Raw genomic sequence first — 15,281 nt, forward strand, 5'->3', positions numbered from 1 at the left:
CAGGGCCTCATCGGGGACAAGCCCCCTCCCACACTTGAATGTATTCACAGATCAAAATGTGGGAGGGGGCTTGTCCCCGATGAGGCCCTAAAGACCAACCCCCATGCTGATCATCGCCGCCCGCAACCGCTCGGCACTCGGCCTTTGGCAATTGAGTTGCACCTGCTCCAGCCCCAGCCAGTCGGCCATTTGCCGCAGGTTCCGCGCCAACGCCAGCATTCCTTCTTCATCCAACCCCGGCTCTTCTTCGTGCACCGCATGCACCGCCAGGCGCCCATTGGCGCGTTCGGCGCGCAGGTCGACGCGCGCGGCGATCCGCTCGTTGTGCAGGAACGGCAGCACGTAGTAGCCGTACACCCGCTTGTCCTGCGGGGTATAGATCTCCAGCCGGTAACGGAAGTCGAACAGCCGCTCGGTGCGACTGCGCTCCCAGACCAGCGAATCAAACGGCGACAACAAGGCGCTGGCCGGCACTTTGCGCGGCACTTTGGGATCGGGCAGGCAGTACGCCGCGTGTTTCCAGCCTTGTACCTGGCACGTCACCAGTTGACCGTCCTCCACCAGTTCAGCGAGGCGATCGCGGCTGTCGGCCGGGTCGAGACGGAAGTAATCGCGCAGGTCTTTTTCAGTACCGACACCCAACGCGGTGGCGCTGTGCAGCAACAAACCTCGCTGGGCCTCGGCTTCGGTCACCGTGGTTTGAAGGATATCGCCGGGAATGACCCGCTCCGGCAAATCATAGAGCCGCTCAAACCCGCGCCGACCGGCGACTGTGACCAAACCAGCAGCAAACAGCCATTCCAACGCGTGCTTTTCGTCGCTCCAGTCCCACCATGGGCCGGCGCGTTCCTCGCGGGTCGACAAGCTGCCGGCACCCAGCGCGCCCTGCTGCTCAACCGTGTGCAGTACACGTTGAATCGTGGCCTGTTGCTCACGCCCAAAACGCGCCATCTGCGAATAAATGCCCTGCCCTTGCCTGGCCCGCTTCATGCGCCAGCGCATCAACGGGAACAATGCCATCGGCAGGAGCGACGCCTCATGCCCCCAGTATTCGAACAGAGAGCGCCGCCGCCCCTGGCTCCAGGCAGCCTGCTCGAGCAACAACGGGGAATAGTGACCCAGACGGGAAAACAGCGGCAGGTAATGGGAGCGCACCACCGCATTGACCGAATCGATCTGCAACACGCCCAGGCGCTCGATCATACGGTTGAGGTGCGCAGCCTTGATCAGTGCAGGCGCCTGGCGCCCGGAAAAACCCTGGGCCGCCAGCGCCATGCGTCGAGCTTGCTTGAGTGAAAACGACTGGTCGGCGGGCATGGGTTTCTCCGTGGGGGCTCGCCGACTACCCTACTGTATCCGCGATCATTTTCGCAGCGGATCTTGCCAGAAATGCAGGTGGAGCTCCTGCTCCACGTCGCCGCGATTGAGGCCGATGTCCTTGAGCGCATCATCGCTCAAGGTCGCCAGCATCTGGCGCTCCTCATGCAGCGTCTGCCAACGGAAAATCTTGTGAAGCAGCCCGGTAAACGGACGTTTCGCCAGTAATACAAAACCTCTTTGACCTTTCATCTTCTCGCCCTCCAGTGGGGATGGCGCAAGTGTGTGCGTGGGCTTAAGATCAATCCAACGAATGTTTCTTATGCAATACATCTCGGAGATTGATCAATTGTCCGGCTACCCAAGCATCGACACTGAGGTGCTGCGCACCTTCGTCGCCATCGCCGACCAGGGTGGTTTTACCCGCGCCGGCGAGCTGGTCAACCGCACTCAATCGGCGGTGAGCATGCAGATGAAACGCCTGGAAGAGGACGTATTGCAGCGCAAGCTGTTCGAGCGCGATGGCCGGCAGGTGCGGCTGACGCCTGAGGGCCAGGTATTGCTGGGCTATGCGCGGCGTATCCTGAAACTGCACAGCGAGGTGTTCAACACCCTGCGCGAGCCGCACATGGTCGGGTTGGTGCGCATCGGCACGCCGGACGACTACGTGATGCGGTTCCTGCCGGGCATTCTCAAGCAGTTCTCCAAGGCGTACCCGCTGATCCAGATCGAGATGCACTGCGAGGCGTCGACGGTATTGATGCAGCGTCGGGATTTGGCACTGACCGTTGTCAGTCGTGAGCCGGGCAATGAGATCGGTGAACTGTTGCGCACGGAGCGCATGGTGTGGGCAGCGGCGCCGTGCTTCTGCGCCGACGAGCACGACGCCCTGCCGCTGGCGATGTCCGGCGCCGATTGCCTTTATACCCAGTGGGCACGCTCGGCACTGGACGCGGCCGGGCGCGATTATCGCCTGGCCTACCACAGCTCCAACGTGTCGGCGATCCAGGCGGTCGTCAATGCAGGCCTGGCGGTGATGGTCAGCATGGAGAGCCTGGTGACCGAAGACCTGCGCGTACTCGGCCGCGACGAGGGTTTCCCGCCGCTGCCGTCAATGAATCTGCATTTGCTGCGTAACCCGCAGATGAATTCGCCCATCACCGACTGCCTGGCGGAATACATCCTCGAAGGTTTCAGACTTTAAAGGTCAACATCACCGCGCACACCACCAGGAAGCCGCAGAACAGACCGCGCAGCACACGTTCCGGCAGTGCATGGGCCACCTTCACGCCCCAACTGATGCTGAGCAAACCGCCAACGGCCAACGGCACACCGATCATCCAGTCCACTTCCTGATGCCAGGCGTAAGTGACCAATGTCACCCCCGTGCTCGGCAAGGCCAAGGCCAGGGACAACCCTTGGGCAACCACCTGGCTCGTGCCGAACACACTGGTCAGCACCGGCGTAGCGACCACGGCGCCGCCGACGCCAAACAAACCGCCCATGGACCCGGAAGCGGCACCGAGCACTCCAAGCCACGGCCAGGAATAGCGCATCTGCGCCGTAGGCGGTGCGTTGCGGGTGAACATGCGCAACAGGTTGTAGGCAGACAGTGCCAGCAAAAAAGCGATAAAACCGATGCGCATCGCACCCGCGTCCAGCCCCACCGCCCAGATCGAACCCAGCCAGGCAAACGTGAACCCCATGACGCCGAGCGGCAGCGCATGGCGCAACTCGATACGGTTGCGCTGGTGATAGCGCCACAGCGCCAGCATCACGTTGGGCACCACCATCACCAAGGCGGTGCCTTGGGCCAATTGCTGGTCCAGGCCGAACAACACGCCCAGCACCGGGATGGCAATCAACCCACCGCCAATGCCAAACAGGCCGCCCACCGTGCCGAGGGCCGCGCCCAAGATCAGGTACATCACTAAATCCAACACCGCTTGTTACTCCGCAATCCCAGGCCTTGCATGCTACGCAGTCGGCTCTGGCGCGGAAACGCACAGCAACGCACAATGGCTATGCCAATCTCGCATAAGCGAAGTTACGATGAACCCCAATCCTCTGACCGATCAACTGAGCCTGTTTCTCGATGTACTGGAGACCGGCAGTTTCTCCGCCGCCGCACGCCGCCATCCGCTGACGCCGTCGGCGGTAGCACGGCGGATCGACAGCCTGGAAAGCTCGGTGGGCAGCCGCTTGTTCCAGCGCAGCACCCATGCCGTGGTGCCGACCCCGGCCGGCCTGGCCTTCGCCGAGCGGGCACGGCGGATCGTCAGCGAGCTGCAACTGGCGCGTGCCGAAGCGGTGTCCCTCAGCCACGCGCCGGAAGGCCTGATCCGGGTAGATGCGCCGGCAGCGTTTGGGCGACGGCATCTGGCGCCGGTGATTGCGGACTTTCTGAATGTCTACCCCGGGCTGGATGTGCACCTGCATTTGATCGACAGCTTTGTAGATATGCAGGGCGCACACCTGGGCAAAGTGGACCTGGTGCTGCGCGCCGGGCATCTCGTCGACACGCGGTTGATCGCCACGCCCTTGGCGAGCATCGTGCGCATCGCGTGCGCCAGCCCGGCCTACCTGAAAAGCCGCGGCACGCCGATCCACCCTCGGGAACTGAGCGAACACGATGGGTTGGACTGGGATGGCCTGGCGCCCACGTTCGCCTGGCGCTTCGAGCTGGATGGGCGCCGCGCTACCTATCGCCCGCAACGCATCCGCATGAGTGCCAATAACGCTGAAGCCTTGTTGTCTGGTGCTTTGGCAGGACTGGGTATCGCTCACCTGCCCACGTGGCTGGCCAGCGAATACCTGGTGCGCGGCGAACTGCTGCCCTTGTTCTGCGAAGACGGCCTGCCCAGCCCCGAGACCACCGGAATCTACGCGCTGCGCCTGGAACAGCAACCCAATGCCCGCAGCCGATTGCTGCTGGAATATCTGAAGTCCCGCTTCAGCCCGGTGCCGCCTTGGGATCTGGCGCTACAGAGTGGCCTGGTCTAACCATTCGGTCAGAATTATCTGGCGCATTAAAGATTTGCCCGCTAGATTCCAGCCAAGACATGCTTTTTCGAGGTACCGCCATGAGCAAGAACCCTGATCCGTGCGAATCCCTGATGCTGGACAACCAGCTGTGCTTCGCCTTGCACTCCACTTCGCTGCTGATGACCAAGGTCTACAAGCCATTGCTGCAAGCACTTGGCCTGACCTACCCGCAGTACCTGGCCATGATGGTGTTGTGGGAAGAGGATGGTTTGACCGTCGGCGAAATCAGCAGCCGCCTGCTGACCGATCCGGGCTCGCTTACCCCACTGCTCAAGCGCCTGGAAGCCGAAGGTGTGCTCAGCCGTACCCGCAGCCGCGAGGATGAACGCGTCGTGGTTGTAGAACTGACCGAGGCCGGGCGGGCATTGCAGGACAAGGCCCTGGGGATCCCGCAGTGCATCCTGGGCGCCAGCGGCCTGGAGTTGGACCAACTACGCAAGCTACAAGCTGATTTGATTGCACTGCGCAGCAACTTGCAGAACGCAATTTAGAACGCCCCTCCCAGATCGGTTTTGGCTACACGAAAATATTTTATAAATTTATCTTGCGCACTAAACATTAGCGCTATACATTCACCTCACCAACTACTTAGCGCGCAAACATTTAGCGCTAAAAACCAAGAGGAAAACACCATGCAAACGCTCTACACCGCAGTAGCTACCGCCACCGGCGGCCGTGATGGTCGTGCTGTTTCCAGCGACAACATCCTCGACGTCAAACTCTCCACCCCCAAAGAACTGGGCGGTGCCGGCGGCCAGGCCACCAACCCTGAACAACTGTTCGCTGCCGGCTACTCGGCCTGCTTCATCGGTGCCCTGAAATTCGTCGCCAGCCAGACCAAACGCAAAATCCCGGATGACGCCTCGATCACCGCCCACGTTGGCATCGGCCAGATCCCCGGCGGTTTCGGCCTGGACATCGACCTGCACATCAGCCTGCCCGGCCTGGCCCAGGACGACGCGCAAAGCCTGGTCGACGCCGCCCACCAAGTCTGCCCTTACTCCAACGCCACCCGTGGCAACGTCGATGTACGCCTGCACGTGATCGTCTAAATGAAACCGGCCGCCCCTGGAGAACGAAATGAACACAATTGGTAAAGCGCTCACCGGCACCCTGCTCGCCTTGTCCATCACCCACGCCTTTGCGGCGACCGGTGAAGTCGAGCACAACACCCAGGCCTTCCTGGATGTGTTGAACGCAGGCAACGGCAAACCGATGGAACAACTGACGCCCAAGGACGCCCGTGCCGTACTGACCGGCGCCCAGGCCGGTGTGAAGCTGACCTTGCCCAAGGCGGATGTGAGCCAGAAGACCATTCAGGTCGACGGCAAGCCGCTGGACCTGACCATCGTGCGGCCAGCCGGGGTCAAGGGCACATTGCCTGTGTTCATGTTCTTCCACGGTGGCGGCTGGGTGCTGGGGGATTACCCGACCCATGAGCGCCTGGTGCGGGATCTGGTGGTGGGTTCGGGGGCGGTGGCGGTATTCGTCAACTACACGCCTTCACCGGAAGCGCATTACCCGGTGGCGATCAACCAGGCCTACGGCGCCACAAAATGGGTGGCCGAGCACGGTACAGAGATCAATGTCGATGGCAAGCGCCTGGCGGTCGCGGGCAACAGCGTCGGCGGCAACATGGCGGCAGTGGTCAGCCTGATGGCCAAGGATAAGGGCACGCCGGCGATCAAGTTCCAATTGTTGCTATGGCCGGTGACCGACGCCAATTTCGACACCGCGTCCTACAACCAGTACGCCGAAGGGCACTTCCTGACCCGCAACATGATGAAGTGGTTCTGGGACAACTACACCACCGACGCCAACCAGCGCGCCGAGATCTACGCCTCGCCGCTGCGGGCCACCACCGACCAGCTCAAAGGCTTGCCGCCTGCGCTGATCCAGACCGCCAGCGCCGATGTGCTGCGGGATGAGGGTGAAGCCTACGCCCGCAAGCTGGACGCAGCCGGTGTACCGGTGACTGCCGTGCGCTACAACGGCATGATTCACGACTACGGTTTGCTCAACGTGGTCAGCCAAGTCCCGGCAGTCCGCTCCGCATTACTCCAGGCCTCGGATGAGCTGAAGCAACACTTGAAGTAAAAAACAGCGCCCACGAAAAAGCCCGACTCAAGGTCGGGCTTTTTTTCGTATCGGCGGGGCCAGAATTACTTCTTGGCGCGACCTTTGTACGAACCGCCTTCGCGGGTATCGATCTCGATCAGGTCGTCGATTTCGATGAAATCGGCCACTTGCAGTTCGGTACCGTTGCTCAGCTTGGCAGGCTTCATCACCTTGCCCGACGTGTCGCCGCGAGCGGAACCTTCGGTGTAGGCCACTTTACGCACGATGGTGGTCGGCAGCTCTACGGAAACCAGGCGCTCTTCGAAGAAAATAGCTTCGCAGACGTCTTCCATACCTTCTTCGATGAACGGCAGAACAGCTTCGATATCTTCAGCGTTCAGCTCGTACATGGTGTAGTCGGTGGTGTCCATGAACGTGTAGGTGTCGCCGCTGATGAAGGACAGGGTCGCTTCTTTGCGGTCGAGGATTACGTCGTCCAGTTTGTCATCGGCGCTGTAGACGATCTCGGTCTTGTAACCGGTCAGCAGGTTCTTCAGCTTGGTCTTCATGATGGCGCTGTTACGACCAGACTTGGTGAACTCAGCTTTCTGAACCAGCCAAGGGTCGTTTTCGAGACGGATCACTGTACCGGGTTTCAGTTCTTTACCAGTTTTCATTGCATATATCCGAAATTTGGATGGGATTTACAAAATTCAAGGTGGCGTATCATATCCAACTTTCATAAAACTTCACCAGCGCCGTCGCAAGATCGGCCCGCAAGCCCTGTTCCAGACACCACGTTTCGGCGTGCTGGCTGACCTCCGGCCAATGTTCCAGCAGCATTTTCCAAGGCTGGACCATATCGCCCTCCGTGTTCCAGGCTTGCCAGAGCCCGATCAGCGCCGCCCTTGCCGAGGGTGATAAGCCTGCGGTGTACAGCTCCAGGAAGGCATCGAGTTTGTCGAGGTGAATATCTTCGTCCTGTCGATAGATATGCCACAGCAGCGGTCGCCCGGCCCACTGGGCGCGCACGAACGAGTCTTCACCGCGTACGGCATTGAAGTCACAGCACCACAGCAGGCGGTCGTATTGCTCCTGGCGCACGAACGCAATCACCTGCACCGTCAGCGATCCCCGCTGCTGGATATCCCCCGCCACCAGCCGCTCCAAGCCCAACCAACGCTGCACATCGCCAAGAATGCGCCCCTCCGGCACCAATAGATGAGTGGCACGCCCGTCCGTCGATAACACGTCCAGCCAACTGGCGAGCCCGGCATTCTCATAGGCAAACAGTGAGATCAGCCGCGCACCGGCTGTGGGAAACACACCCAAGGTTTGCAGGAAGTCTTGTTGCACGTTCACATCCTGCTGAAAAGCCCGACGCTGTTCCAGCAACCCGGCCTCACGCAAAAGGCCGCCGGTGCCGGGCCGGAATCCGGGGAAGAAGAAGTACTTCTGCACGCCCTTGAACTTCACCGATGGCAGCCGGTGACAACCGACGACCCATTCCTCGGCGCTGAGGTAATCCAGGTTCATCCACACCGGCGTGCGTTCGCGCTCGGCCATGGCCTCCATATACTCAGGTGGCAACTGGCAGGCAAACGCGGCGATCACGACATCCGCTGCAGGCGCGCCCACCCACTCCGTCGGCCAATGACGCACTTCGACGCCTTCCTGCCATTGTTGATCGAGCTGTACGTCAATCTCAGGACACATGCGTTCGAATGCGCGCAGGTCGTCGACCCACAAGCGCACATCACAGGCGTGTTCCGCCACCAATTGCCGGGCCAGGCGCCAGGTCACGCCGATGTCGCCGAAGTTGTCGACGACGCTGCAAAAAATATCCCAGCGGGCTTTCATTCCGGGCTCCAACGCTCAAAGGTTCGATTGTCCGCATAAATGCGCGGATGCAGAAGGCTTGATCGCGATTATTCTGCACTGTGGCTGTGCGACAATCGCAGCCACGCCATCAATGCCTGCCAGGAGGGCATCATGTCTGATCGTCCGTTGTCGCTGTTCAAGCTCAGTGCCGCTATTGCGTCTGGCGTATGGCTGGGGTTTATCGCCATCGTGCTGACCACCTGGCTGGCGTCGCGCTACCTGTTCCCCCAGAGCCTGGCGCCAGTGGCCCAGGCCGTACAGCAATTGGGCAAACCTGCTGTGGCGGAGCCTGAACCGCCGAATCGCATGTTCGAGCAATATCAGCAGAACCTGCAGAAGCAGGAACAGCAACAGAGCCTGGAGCAGGCTCGCAGCAACGCGCGCAACCTGTCCAACCCCAAATGCCAGTTCTGGCTGCAACAGGACCAGAACGCCCCCAACGAAAAGACCCGGGCCAATGTCCTGCAATTCTGCGATTGATGACCATGAATAAACACGCCGTCCACCTGCTGATCCTGGAAAAGCTCGGCGTCGACCTCGACATCGCCCAGCGCGCCGCGCAGACCGCCTACGAAACCGCGACCCACGAAGAAAACATCGCTGAAAACAAATACGACACCCTGGGGCTGGAGGCGTCCTATCTGGCGGCCGGGCAAGCCAAGCGCGTCGAGGAGATCAAGCAGGCGTTGGCGCTGTGCCAGAACATGCCATTACGTGCCTTCGATGATCAGCGCGGCATAGAAGTCGGCGCCCTGCTGGGCCTGGAAGACGAGAACGGTCGCCAGCAATGGCTGTTCCTGGCACCGGATGCGGCCGGTTTAAAGGTGGACGTGGTTGGACAACCGGTGACCGTCATCACCCCGCGCTCACCACTGGGCAAAAGCCTGCTGGGCAAGTTCGAAGGCGATGAGGTGGAGATTCTGGTGGCAGGCGCCCGGCAACATTTTACGGTTACCGAGGCCAAATAAACCGCTGGCTTAATGGACGGGCAATTCAACGCCGTCGAACAGCTCTTCCAGCTCCTGCTTGTTGTGGCACTGGATCGCCTTGGCCATGACTTCGCGGGTCAGGTGCGGCGCAAACTTCTCGATGAAATCGCACATGAAGCCACGCAGGAAGGTGCCACGACGGAAGCCGATCTTGGTCACGCTGGACTCGAACAGCTCGCTGGCATCGAGCACCACCAGGTCTTTGTCGAGGGCCGTGTCGACCGCCATCTTGGCGACGATACCCACGCCCAGGCCCAGGCGTACATAAGTCTTGATCACGTCGGCGTCGGCGGCAGTGAACACCACTTTCGGCGTGAGGCCACGATGGCTGAAGGCTTCGTCGAGCTTGGAACGGCCGGTGAAACCGAACACGTAGGTCACGATCGGGTATTCGGCCAGGGCTTCCAGGGTCAGCTTCGGCAGCTTGGCCAATGGGTGGCCTTGCGGCACGACCACACAACGGTTCCAGCGGTAGCACGGCATCATCACCAGGTCGCCGAACAGCTCCAGGGCCTCGGTGGCAATGGCGAAATCGACAGTGCCGTCAGCGGCCATCTCGGCGATCTGCATCGGCGAACCCTGGTGCATGTGCAGGGCCACATCCGGGTACTGCTTGATGAAATCACGGATCACCGGCGGCAACGCATAACGCGCCTGGGTGTGGGTGGTGGCGATGGACAGGGTGCCTTTCTTCTCGTTGGAGAATTCCTGGGCGATCTGCTTGATGCTTTCGACTTTGCGCAGGATCTCGCCGGCGGTGGTGATGATGCGCTCACCGGCGGGGGTGACACGGGTGAGGTGCTTGCCACTGCGTGCGAACACTTCGACGCCCAACTCGTCTTCGAGCAGGCGGATCTGCTTGCTGATACCGGGTTGCGAGGTGTAGAGGCTTTGAGCGGTAGCGGAAACGTTGAGGTCGTGGTGCGCCACTTCCCAGATGTAGCGCAGTTGTTGAAGCTTCATATGTGTCCCTCAAAGCAGATAGACGCCACGGGTATCAGCGACGGTATATAACTATATTAAAGGTTTGATGGATAAATCTAGAACTTTTTATCGTTTTCATCCATCACACGTCATCACTGCGTCGACGTTGCAACGAAGGCACCAGGTAGACCGGCACCGTAGACAGCTGCAGCACCCGTGCAGCGGTGCGACCCAACGGGGTGGCCGCCGCGGTTGCATGGCTATGACTTCCTACGATCAACAGATCCACGGAAAGTTTGCGCAGTTGGTCGAGAATCACCTCGCAGGGGTCCCCCTGGATCACCCGTACCGAGCGAATCAACTTCAGGTCTTGCTCCCCGTCCTCCAACTCCTCGCGAAAACTGTCCAGCACCCGCTGTTCGATCGTCGCCATGACCGTGGTCAGCCCCTGGCTTTGCCATTCACTCAGGGCCTTCTCATCAAGGTAGCTCTGCAACACCGATTCGGCGAACAGGCCGATGGGCTCGACCACATGAATCACATACAGGTCCGCCTTGAACGTTCGGGCCAGCGCCAGCGCATGTTGCATCACATAAGGCGCGTACAGACCGAGGTCCGTGGCGTACAGCATCGAACGGATCATAGAACCTCCTGGACTGCCAGGATGGCGGAGATGAAATCAGCTTAGCAGCGCCCTAGATCTTCACCTCATTACTGATTCCATGGGGCACGTGCCCGGTGGCGACAAATTCCATGGCTTTCTCGCAATGCCCGGCCTGGTCATCGAAAAACACGTCGGCGGCAAACGCCTCCAGGAATGCGGACTTCTCCAGGCCGCCAAGGAACAACGACTCGTCCAGGCGGATATCCCATTCACGCAAGGTGCGAATCACCCGCTCGTGTGACGGCGCCGAACGGGCAGTGACCAAGGCGGTGCGGATCGGGCAGGCCTCATCGGGAAACTCACGCTGCAACAGGTTGAGTGCCGCCAGAAACCCCTTGAAAGGACCGCCGTGCAACGGTTGGCGCGCCGCCTCCCGCTCATTGGCCTGGAACGCGGCCAGGCCACCGGCCTGGTACACACGCTCGGACTCATCGGAAAACAGCACAGCGTCGCCGTCGAAGGCAATGCGCAGTTCTTCGCTGGAGGCGCGGTTCGGGCCGCCTGACAGAATCGTCGCCGCCGCGAACCCCGCATCGAGGGCACTGCGTACATCCTCGGCATGGGTCGAAAGAAACAGATGGCAGCCAAACGCCGCCAGATAAGGATAAGGACTACGCCCGCCTACGAAAGCGGCGCGGGAAATATCCAGGCCGTAATGCTGGATCGAATTGAACACGCGCAAGCCGGTGTCAGCGCTGTTACGCGACACCAGCACCACCTCAACCCGCGCACGGCCCAGGCTGGCGTTCAGGCTGAGCAGTTTCTTGACCAGCGGAAATGCATCGCCGGGTTCGAGGATTTCTTCTTCGTGCTCGATCTGGTACTTGCGGTACGCCTCGACGCCTTGGGCGAGGTAGATCTTGTGGCTGTCACTCAGGTCGAACAGTGCCCGCGACGAAATCGCCAGCACCAGTTTGTCGCCCAATCCCTTTGCCATGGTATGCCCCCCTGCTCAGCGGTTACGCCGATCAATAAAACTCAAGGCCTGATACAGCGCCTGCATCCGTGGCAGCTCACAGCCGGCAGCCCTGGCCGCAGCAAGTGGGCGGGCGTAGATCGCCGCCAGTTCCAGCGGGCGTTTGTGCACGTGGTCGTGGTACATGCTCGGCAGGTAATCGTCCATGGTTTCAGTCAGGGTAAACATCTGTTCGGCGTAGCTTCTGGGAATCTCATGACCACAGGCGTGGGCGCCCTGCACCACTTCGGCCATCAGCGCCTGGATCAGTTCGCGGCTGGATTGGTCCGCCATCATCGCCGTGGTCCCCGCGCCCAATAACACGGACAGGCCGTTATAGGGCACGTTCCACACCAGCTTGTGCCAGCGCGCCAGATGCACATTGGCCATGGCCTGGGACTCGATACCCGCCTGGTGAAACAACGCGGCGCCCGCTTCGACAATCGCTTTCTGGAGGGCGTCATCGTTGGCCGCCGTACCACTGTGATACCCCAGGTTGACCCGCCCCAACGCCTGGTGCTCGATAACGCCCGGACCCGAACGGTGCACGCCGATATAACACAGGCCACCCAGCAAGTGCAGCGATGCTGGCAAGTGTTCACGCAGGCTATCTTCCACATCGAGGCCGTTTTGCAGCAACACTACCTTGGCATCCGGCGCCGCCACCTGGGCGAGGGTCGGGGCCAATTCGACGTTACCGGTCGACTTGGTGCCCACCAGCAGCCAGTCGCACGGCGGCATATCGGCAGCGCGGGCATAAGCCTGCACGGGATGCAGATGCAATACGCCGTGCACGGTGCTGTTCAAGTGCAGCCCGTGCTCGCTGACCGCCGCGTATTCACTGCGCAACAGAAAGTGCACATCGAAACCGGCACGCGCCAGCATCAGTCCGTAGAAACCACCAATGGCACCGGTGCCGATAATGCCGATGCGGGGTGACTGGAGGTTAACTGCTGTCATGGCAAATCCTCAGGTGAACGGGTGAGTGCCTGTTTTACGGCATCGAAAACGTCATCACGCGTAAGACGTGTCTGTATCTGCCCGAGGAATTGACCCTCGCACACCACGAACAGCGCCGGCAAATGAAAGATCTGGTAGCGTTCGACCGCACCACCGTTATGCCCGGCGTCCACCCAGCACAGCCGGTCCACCGGTAACGGCCAGCCCGGCAGTTGCTGGCGTGCCCAGCGGCAACTGGAACACCCTGCGCTGGTAAAGATCACCAGAGAAATACCTGGCAATCCCAGCAATTGCTGGTCAATATCCAGGTCGGTCAATTCCAGTTCCTTCACTATACTGCTGCCACCGCCGTCAATTGGACGGTGCTCGGAGTCCGTGTACATGGGTCGTTTTTTACCTCACCCTGATGATGTCGCTGTCGAGTTAATCCAACGTCCCTCTCCCGCCATTCCCCGCCAACGCCTGCACACGATCGGCCTGGGCGGCATTGCCTGCCATTGGCCACGCGCCTGGCGCGAAGGCACGGCGGTTGATCTGCATATCCCGTCCCTGGGTGCCAGCGCGCGTTATCCGGGCTATGTGGCGTGGTGCCGCAAGGTGGAAAACGGCTACCGCGTCGCTGTCTCGTTCACCGATGAACATGCGTTGTTCGGTGCACGCATGGGTGAGCAAGCATGCCGGATAGAACGCTACTGCCGCCAGCACGAAGACGCCGAGCCGACACCCCAGCAACTCGAAGCCCTGGCCTGCGAGTGGGTATCGCGCCATGCCAGCGAGTTCTCCCATGAGGCATTTGTGGCGCCAGCACTGGATTAAAGCGGGCTTTGCCCATTGTCGCGGGCCGGTGTTACGCGCTAAGGTTCCTCCCCCCTGCATTCAAATCATGCTGTGCTCCGCCGCACGGGGATGGCTGGCGGCCGGCACCCGTGACCCTGACGAGTAACACGATGGCTGATTTACCGATCAATGACCTAAACGTTGAATCCAACGAGACCCTGATCACGCCCGATCAGCTCAAGCGCGAAATCCCTTTGAGCGACGCTGCCCTGCAGACCGTCACCAAAGGCCGCGAAGTCATCCGTGACATTCTCGATGGCACCGACCACCGCCTGTTCGTCGTCATCGGGCCTTGCTCGATCCACGATCTCAAGGCTGCCCACGAGTACGCCGAGCGCCTCAAGGTGCTGGCGGCGGAAGTGTCCGACACCCTGTACCTGGTGATGCGCGTCTATTTCGAAAAACCGCGCACCACGGTCGGCTGGAAAGGCTTGATCAACGACCCGTACCTGGACGACTCGTTCAAGATCCAGGACGGCCTGCACATTGGTCGCAAGTTACTGCTGGACTTGGCCGAGATGGGCCTACCCACCGCCACCGAAGCCCTGGACCCGATCTCCCCGCAGTACCTGCAGGACCTGATCAGTTGGTCGGCCATCGGCGCACGCACCACTGAATCCCAGACGCACCGCGAAATGGCGTCCGGCCTGTCCTCGGCCGTGGGTTTCAAGAACGGCACCGACGGCGGCCTGACTGTGGCGATCAACGCGCTGCAATCGGTTTCCAGCCCGCACCGTTTCCTGGGTATCAACCAGGAAGGTGGCGTGTCCATCGTCACCACCAAGGGCAACGCCTACGGTCACGTGGTACTGCGCGGCGGCAACGGCAAGCCCAACTATGATTCGGTCAGTGTTGCCCTGTGCGAGCAAGCGCTGAACAAGGCCAAGATCAAGCCGAACATCATGGTCGACTGCAGCCACGCCAACTCCAACAAGGACCCGGCCCTGCAGCCGTTGGTAATGGAAAACGTCGCCAACCAGATCCTGGAAGGCAACCAGTCGATCATCGGCCTGATGGTCGAGAGCCACCTGAACTGGGGTTGCCAGGCGATTCCAAAAGACCTGGCCGACTTGCAGTACGGTGTGTCGATCACCGATGCCTGCATCGACTGGGCCGCCACCGAAAACACCCTGCGCAGCATGCACGCCAAGCTCAAGGACGTGCTGCCTAAGCGCAAGCGCACCTGAGTCTGTATCGAGCGCACACAAAAACGCCGGGCTGAGCCCGGCGTTTTTTTCCATGCTGCTGTTTATGCCTTACAACTTCGCGGCATGACGCTGGTGGCGCTCCATGTAGCGTTCGACATAGGAGCAGGACGGGATCACCGTGTAGCCCGCCTCCTCGGCAAACTTCAAGGCTTCCTCGGTCAGTGCCGCCGCAATACCACGGCCCCGCAGTGCGTTGGGCACGAAGGTCCGATAGATATCCAGGGTCTGTTTGCCGAGGTCCATATAGGTCAGATAGGCACGATGACCGTCCACATTGGTCTCGAACTGATGACCAGCCTGGTCATGGTGGATGGACAACGCCTCGCTCATCACTACTCCTCGCGGGTCTTGGTTTCTGACCCCTACCTTACCGATGTTTTTCCGGCGAAGGAACATCTACGCCACCCCGTGCCGGTTTCGACAACGAGAAAACCTTGAGCGCT

General features: G+C 60.6%; 20 protein-coding genes. 9 read left to right on the forward strand and 11 right to left on the reverse strand.

Annotation, left to right across the window (positions count from 1 at the left end):
• Positions 1 to 87: 87 nt before the first annotated feature.
• Positions 88 to 1,317 carry a winged helix-turn-helix domain-containing protein gene (locus BFN10_RS03675; RefSeq protein WP_071488517.1) on the reverse strand — a complete coding sequence of 410 codons (1,230 nt, stop codon included), beginning with the start codon at positions 1,315 to 1,317 and terminating at the stop codon, positions 88 to 90.
• A gap of 45 nt (positions 1,318 to 1,362) precedes the next feature.
• Positions 1,363 to 1,569: a DUF1127 domain-containing protein gene (locus BFN10_RS03680; RefSeq protein ID WP_071488518.1), complete on the reverse strand. Its 207-nt coding sequence runs from the start codon at positions 1,567 to 1,569 to the stop codon at positions 1,363 to 1,365.
• Positions 1,570 to 1,639: 70 nt separating this feature from the next.
• Between BFN10_RS03680 and BFN10_RS03685 the strand changes: the two genes are divergently transcribed.
• Positions 1,640 to 2,521 carry a LysR substrate-binding domain-containing protein gene (locus BFN10_RS03685; protein WP_071488519.1) on the forward strand — a complete coding sequence of 294 codons (882 nt, stop codon included), beginning with the start codon at positions 1,640 to 1,642 and terminating at the stop codon, positions 2,519 to 2,521.
• On the opposite strand, the gene BFN10_RS03690 is transcribed toward BFN10_RS03685, so the two are convergent.
• The gene (locus BFN10_RS03690) at positions 2,511 to 3,260 is read right to left on the reverse strand and encodes a sulfite exporter TauE/SafE family protein (RefSeq protein ID WP_071488520.1); all 750 of its coding nucleotides are present in this window, start codon (positions 3,258 to 3,260) and stop codon (positions 2,511 to 2,513) included. The two genes, BFN10_RS03685 and BFN10_RS03690, sit on opposite strands and share 11 nt — an antisense overlap.
• A gap of 109 nt (positions 3,261 to 3,369) precedes the next feature.
• Between BFN10_RS03690 and BFN10_RS03695 the strand changes: the two genes are divergently transcribed.
• The 4 genes from BFN10_RS03695 (at position 3,370) to BFN10_RS03710 (ending at position 6,459) form a co-directional block, all read left to right on the forward strand.
• The gene (locus BFN10_RS03695) at positions 3,370 to 4,320 is read left to right on the forward strand and encodes a LysR family transcriptional regulator (protein WP_071488521.1); all 951 of its coding nucleotides are present in this window, start codon (positions 3,370 to 3,372) and stop codon (positions 4,318 to 4,320) included.
• 80 nt (positions 4,321 to 4,400) lie between these two features.
• On the forward strand, positions 4,401 to 4,853 hold the full coding sequence (locus BFN10_RS03700) for a MarR family winged helix-turn-helix transcriptional regulator (protein WP_071488522.1): 453 nt from the start codon (positions 4,401 to 4,403) through the stop codon (positions 4,851 to 4,853).
• 141 nt (positions 4,854 to 4,994) lie between these two features.
• Positions 4,995 to 5,414: an organic hydroperoxide resistance protein gene (locus BFN10_RS03705; protein WP_071488523.1), complete on the forward strand. Its 420-nt coding sequence runs from the start codon at positions 4,995 to 4,997 to the stop codon at positions 5,412 to 5,414.
• A 28-nt stretch (positions 5,415 to 5,442) separates the two neighbouring features.
• On the forward strand, positions 5,443 to 6,459 hold the full coding sequence (locus BFN10_RS03710) for an alpha/beta hydrolase (protein ID WP_071488524.1): 1,017 nt from the start codon (positions 5,443 to 5,445) through the stop codon (positions 6,457 to 6,459).
• 65 nt (positions 6,460 to 6,524) lie between these two features.
• Here the strand turns inward: BFN10_RS03710 and BFN10_RS03715 are convergent, their stop codons facing one another.
• Both BFN10_RS03715 and earP read right to left on the reverse strand, forming a co-directional pair.
• Positions 6,525 to 7,097 (reverse strand): elongation factor P, encoded by a 573-nt coding sequence (locus BFN10_RS03715; RefSeq protein ID WP_003172723.1) that lies wholly within the window; start codon positions 7,095 to 7,097, stop codon positions 6,525 to 6,527.
• 49 nt (positions 7,098 to 7,146) lie between these two features.
• A complete protein-coding gene (earP, locus tag BFN10_RS03720; protein ID WP_071488525.1) occupies positions 7,147 to 8,280 on the reverse strand; it encodes an elongation factor P maturation arginine rhamnosyltransferase EarP in 1,134 nt (377 codons plus the stop codon).
• A gap of 132 nt (positions 8,281 to 8,412) precedes the next feature.
• On the opposite strand from earP, the gene BFN10_RS03725 reads away from it, so the two are divergent.
• Entirely contained in the window at positions 8,413 to 8,781 is a 369-nt protein-coding gene (locus BFN10_RS03725) for a hypothetical protein (protein WP_071488526.1), read from the forward strand.
• A 5-nt stretch (positions 8,782 to 8,786) separates the two neighbouring features.
• On the forward strand, positions 8,787 to 9,269 hold the full coding sequence (locus tag BFN10_RS03730; RefSeq protein ID WP_071488544.1) for a GreA/GreB family elongation factor: 483 nt from the start codon (positions 8,787 to 8,789) through the stop codon (positions 9,267 to 9,269).
• Between the two features lie 9 nt (positions 9,270 to 9,278).
• Here BFN10_RS03730 and cysB read toward each other — a convergent pair whose 3' ends face one another.
• The 5 genes from cysB to BFN10_RS03755 form a co-directional block, all read right to left on the reverse strand.
• Positions 9,279 to 10,253 (reverse strand): HTH-type transcriptional regulator CysB, encoded by a 975-nt coding sequence (gene cysB / locus BFN10_RS03735; RefSeq protein WP_012722988.1) that lies wholly within the window; start codon positions 10,251 to 10,253, stop codon positions 9,279 to 9,281.
• Positions 10,254 to 10,356: 103 nt separating this feature from the next.
• A complete protein-coding gene (locus BFN10_RS03740; protein WP_071488527.1) occupies positions 10,357 to 10,857 on the reverse strand; it encodes a universal stress protein in 501 nt (166 codons plus the stop codon).
• Positions 10,858 to 10,909: 52 nt separating this feature from the next.
• Positions 10,910 to 11,815, reverse strand: a complete 906-nt coding sequence (locus tag BFN10_RS03745; protein ID WP_071488528.1) for a 5'-nucleotidase — start codon at positions 11,813 to 11,815, stop codon at positions 10,910 to 10,912.
• 15 nt (positions 11,816 to 11,830) lie between these two features.
• The gene (locus tag BFN10_RS03750; protein ID WP_071488529.1) at positions 11,831 to 12,793 is read right to left on the reverse strand and encodes a putative 2-dehydropantoate 2-reductase; all 963 of its coding nucleotides are present in this window, start codon (positions 12,791 to 12,793) and stop codon (positions 11,831 to 11,833) included.
• On the reverse strand, positions 12,790 to 13,176 hold the full coding sequence (locus BFN10_RS03755; RefSeq protein WP_071488530.1) for a YbbN family protein: 387 nt from the start codon (positions 13,174 to 13,176) through the stop codon (positions 12,790 to 12,792). The genes BFN10_RS03750 and BFN10_RS03755 overlap by 4 nt, the downstream gene beginning before the upstream one ends.
• Here BFN10_RS03755 and BFN10_RS03760 point away from each other — a divergent pair.
• Positions 13,175 to 13,609: a PilZ domain-containing protein gene (locus tag BFN10_RS03760; RefSeq protein ID WP_071488531.1), complete on the forward strand. Its 435-nt coding sequence runs from the start codon at positions 13,175 to 13,177 to the stop codon at positions 13,607 to 13,609. The two genes, BFN10_RS03755 and BFN10_RS03760, sit on opposite strands and share 2 nt — an antisense overlap.
• A gap of 131 nt (positions 13,610 to 13,740) precedes the next feature.
• Positions 13,741 to 14,817: a 3-deoxy-7-phosphoheptulonate synthase gene (locus BFN10_RS03765; RefSeq protein ID WP_058427976.1), complete on the forward strand. Its 1,077-nt coding sequence runs from the start codon at positions 13,741 to 13,743 to the stop codon at positions 14,815 to 14,817.
• A 69-nt stretch (positions 14,818 to 14,886) separates the two neighbouring features.
• Here the strand turns inward: BFN10_RS03765 and BFN10_RS03770 are convergent, their stop codons facing one another.
• The gene (locus BFN10_RS03770; protein WP_003189869.1) at positions 14,887 to 15,168 is read right to left on the reverse strand and encodes a GNAT family N-acetyltransferase; all 282 of its coding nucleotides are present in this window, start codon (positions 15,166 to 15,168) and stop codon (positions 14,887 to 14,889) included.
• Positions 15,169 to 15,281 lie beyond the last annotated feature (113 nt).

The sequence above is a fragment of the Pseudomonas extremorientalis genome (genome assembly GCF_001870465.1).
GTDB classification, from domain to species: domain Bacteria; phylum Pseudomonadota; class Gammaproteobacteria; order Pseudomonadales; family Pseudomonadaceae; genus Aquipseudomonas; species Aquipseudomonas extremorientalis.

Excerpts from the sequence above, each read along its gene's own strand:
- BFN10_RS03695 (WP_071488521.1), top strand. The coding sequence starts at position 3,370 with ATGAACCCCAATCCTCTGACCGATCAACTGAGCCTGTTTCTCGATGTA.
- BFN10_RS03740 (WP_071488527.1), bottom strand. The coding sequence starts at position 10,857 with ATGATCCGTTCGATGCTGTACGCCACGGACCTCGGTCTGTACGCGCCT.
- BFN10_RS03685 (WP_071488519.1), top strand. The coding sequence starts at position 1,640 with ATGCAATACATCTCGGAGATTGATCAATTGTCCGGCTACCCAAGCATC.
- cysB (WP_012722988.1), bottom strand. The coding sequence starts at position 10,253 with ATGAAGCTTCAACAACTGCGCTACATCTGGGAAGTGGCGCACCACGAC.
- BFN10_RS03770 (WP_003189869.1), bottom strand. The coding sequence starts at position 15,168 with ATGAGCGAGGCGTTGTCCATCCACCATGACCAGGCTGGTCATCAGTTC.
- BFN10_RS03710 (WP_071488524.1), top strand. The coding sequence starts at position 5,443 with ATGAACACAATTGGTAAAGCGCTCACCGGCACCCTGCTCGCCTTGTCC.
- earP (WP_071488525.1), bottom strand. The coding sequence starts at position 8,280 with ATGAAAGCCCGCTGGGATATTTTTTGCAGCGTCGTCGACAACTTCGGC.
- BFN10_RS03765 (WP_058427976.1), top strand. The coding sequence starts at position 13,741 with ATGGCTGATTTACCGATCAATGACCTAAACGTTGAATCCAACGAGACC.
- BFN10_RS03705 (WP_071488523.1), top strand. The coding sequence starts at position 4,995 with ATGCAAACGCTCTACACCGCAGTAGCTACCGCCACCGGCGGCCGTGAT.
- BFN10_RS03755 (WP_071488530.1), bottom strand. The coding sequence starts at position 13,176 with ATGTACACGGACTCCGAGCACCGTCCAATTGACGGCGGTGGCAGCAGT.
- BFN10_RS03760 (WP_071488531.1), top strand. The coding sequence starts at position 13,175 with ATGGGTCGTTTTTTACCTCACCCTGATGATGTCGCTGTCGAGTTAATC.
- BFN10_RS03675 (WP_071488517.1), bottom strand. The coding sequence starts at position 1,317 with ATGCCCGCCGACCAGTCGTTTTCACTCAAGCAAGCTCGACGCATGGCG.
- BFN10_RS03750 (WP_071488529.1), bottom strand. The coding sequence starts at position 12,793 with ATGACAGCAGTTAACCTCCAGTCACCCCGCATCGGCATTATCGGCACC.
- BFN10_RS03725 (WP_071488526.1), top strand. The coding sequence starts at position 8,413 with ATGTCTGATCGTCCGTTGTCGCTGTTCAAGCTCAGTGCCGCTATTGCG.
- BFN10_RS03715 (WP_003172723.1), bottom strand. The coding sequence starts at position 7,097 with ATGAAAACTGGTAAAGAACTGAAACCCGGTACAGTGATCCGTCTCGAA.
- BFN10_RS03730 (WP_071488544.1), top strand. The coding sequence starts at position 8,787 with ATGAATAAACACGCCGTCCACCTGCTGATCCTGGAAAAGCTCGGCGTC.
- BFN10_RS03700 (WP_071488522.1), top strand. The coding sequence starts at position 4,401 with ATGAGCAAGAACCCTGATCCGTGCGAATCCCTGATGCTGGACAACCAG.
- BFN10_RS03745 (WP_071488528.1), bottom strand. The coding sequence starts at position 11,815 with ATGGCAAAGGGATTGGGCGACAAACTGGTGCTGGCGATTTCGTCGCGG.
- BFN10_RS03680 (WP_071488518.1), bottom strand. The coding sequence starts at position 1,569 with ATGAAAGGTCAAAGAGGTTTTGTATTACTGGCGAAACGTCCGTTTACC.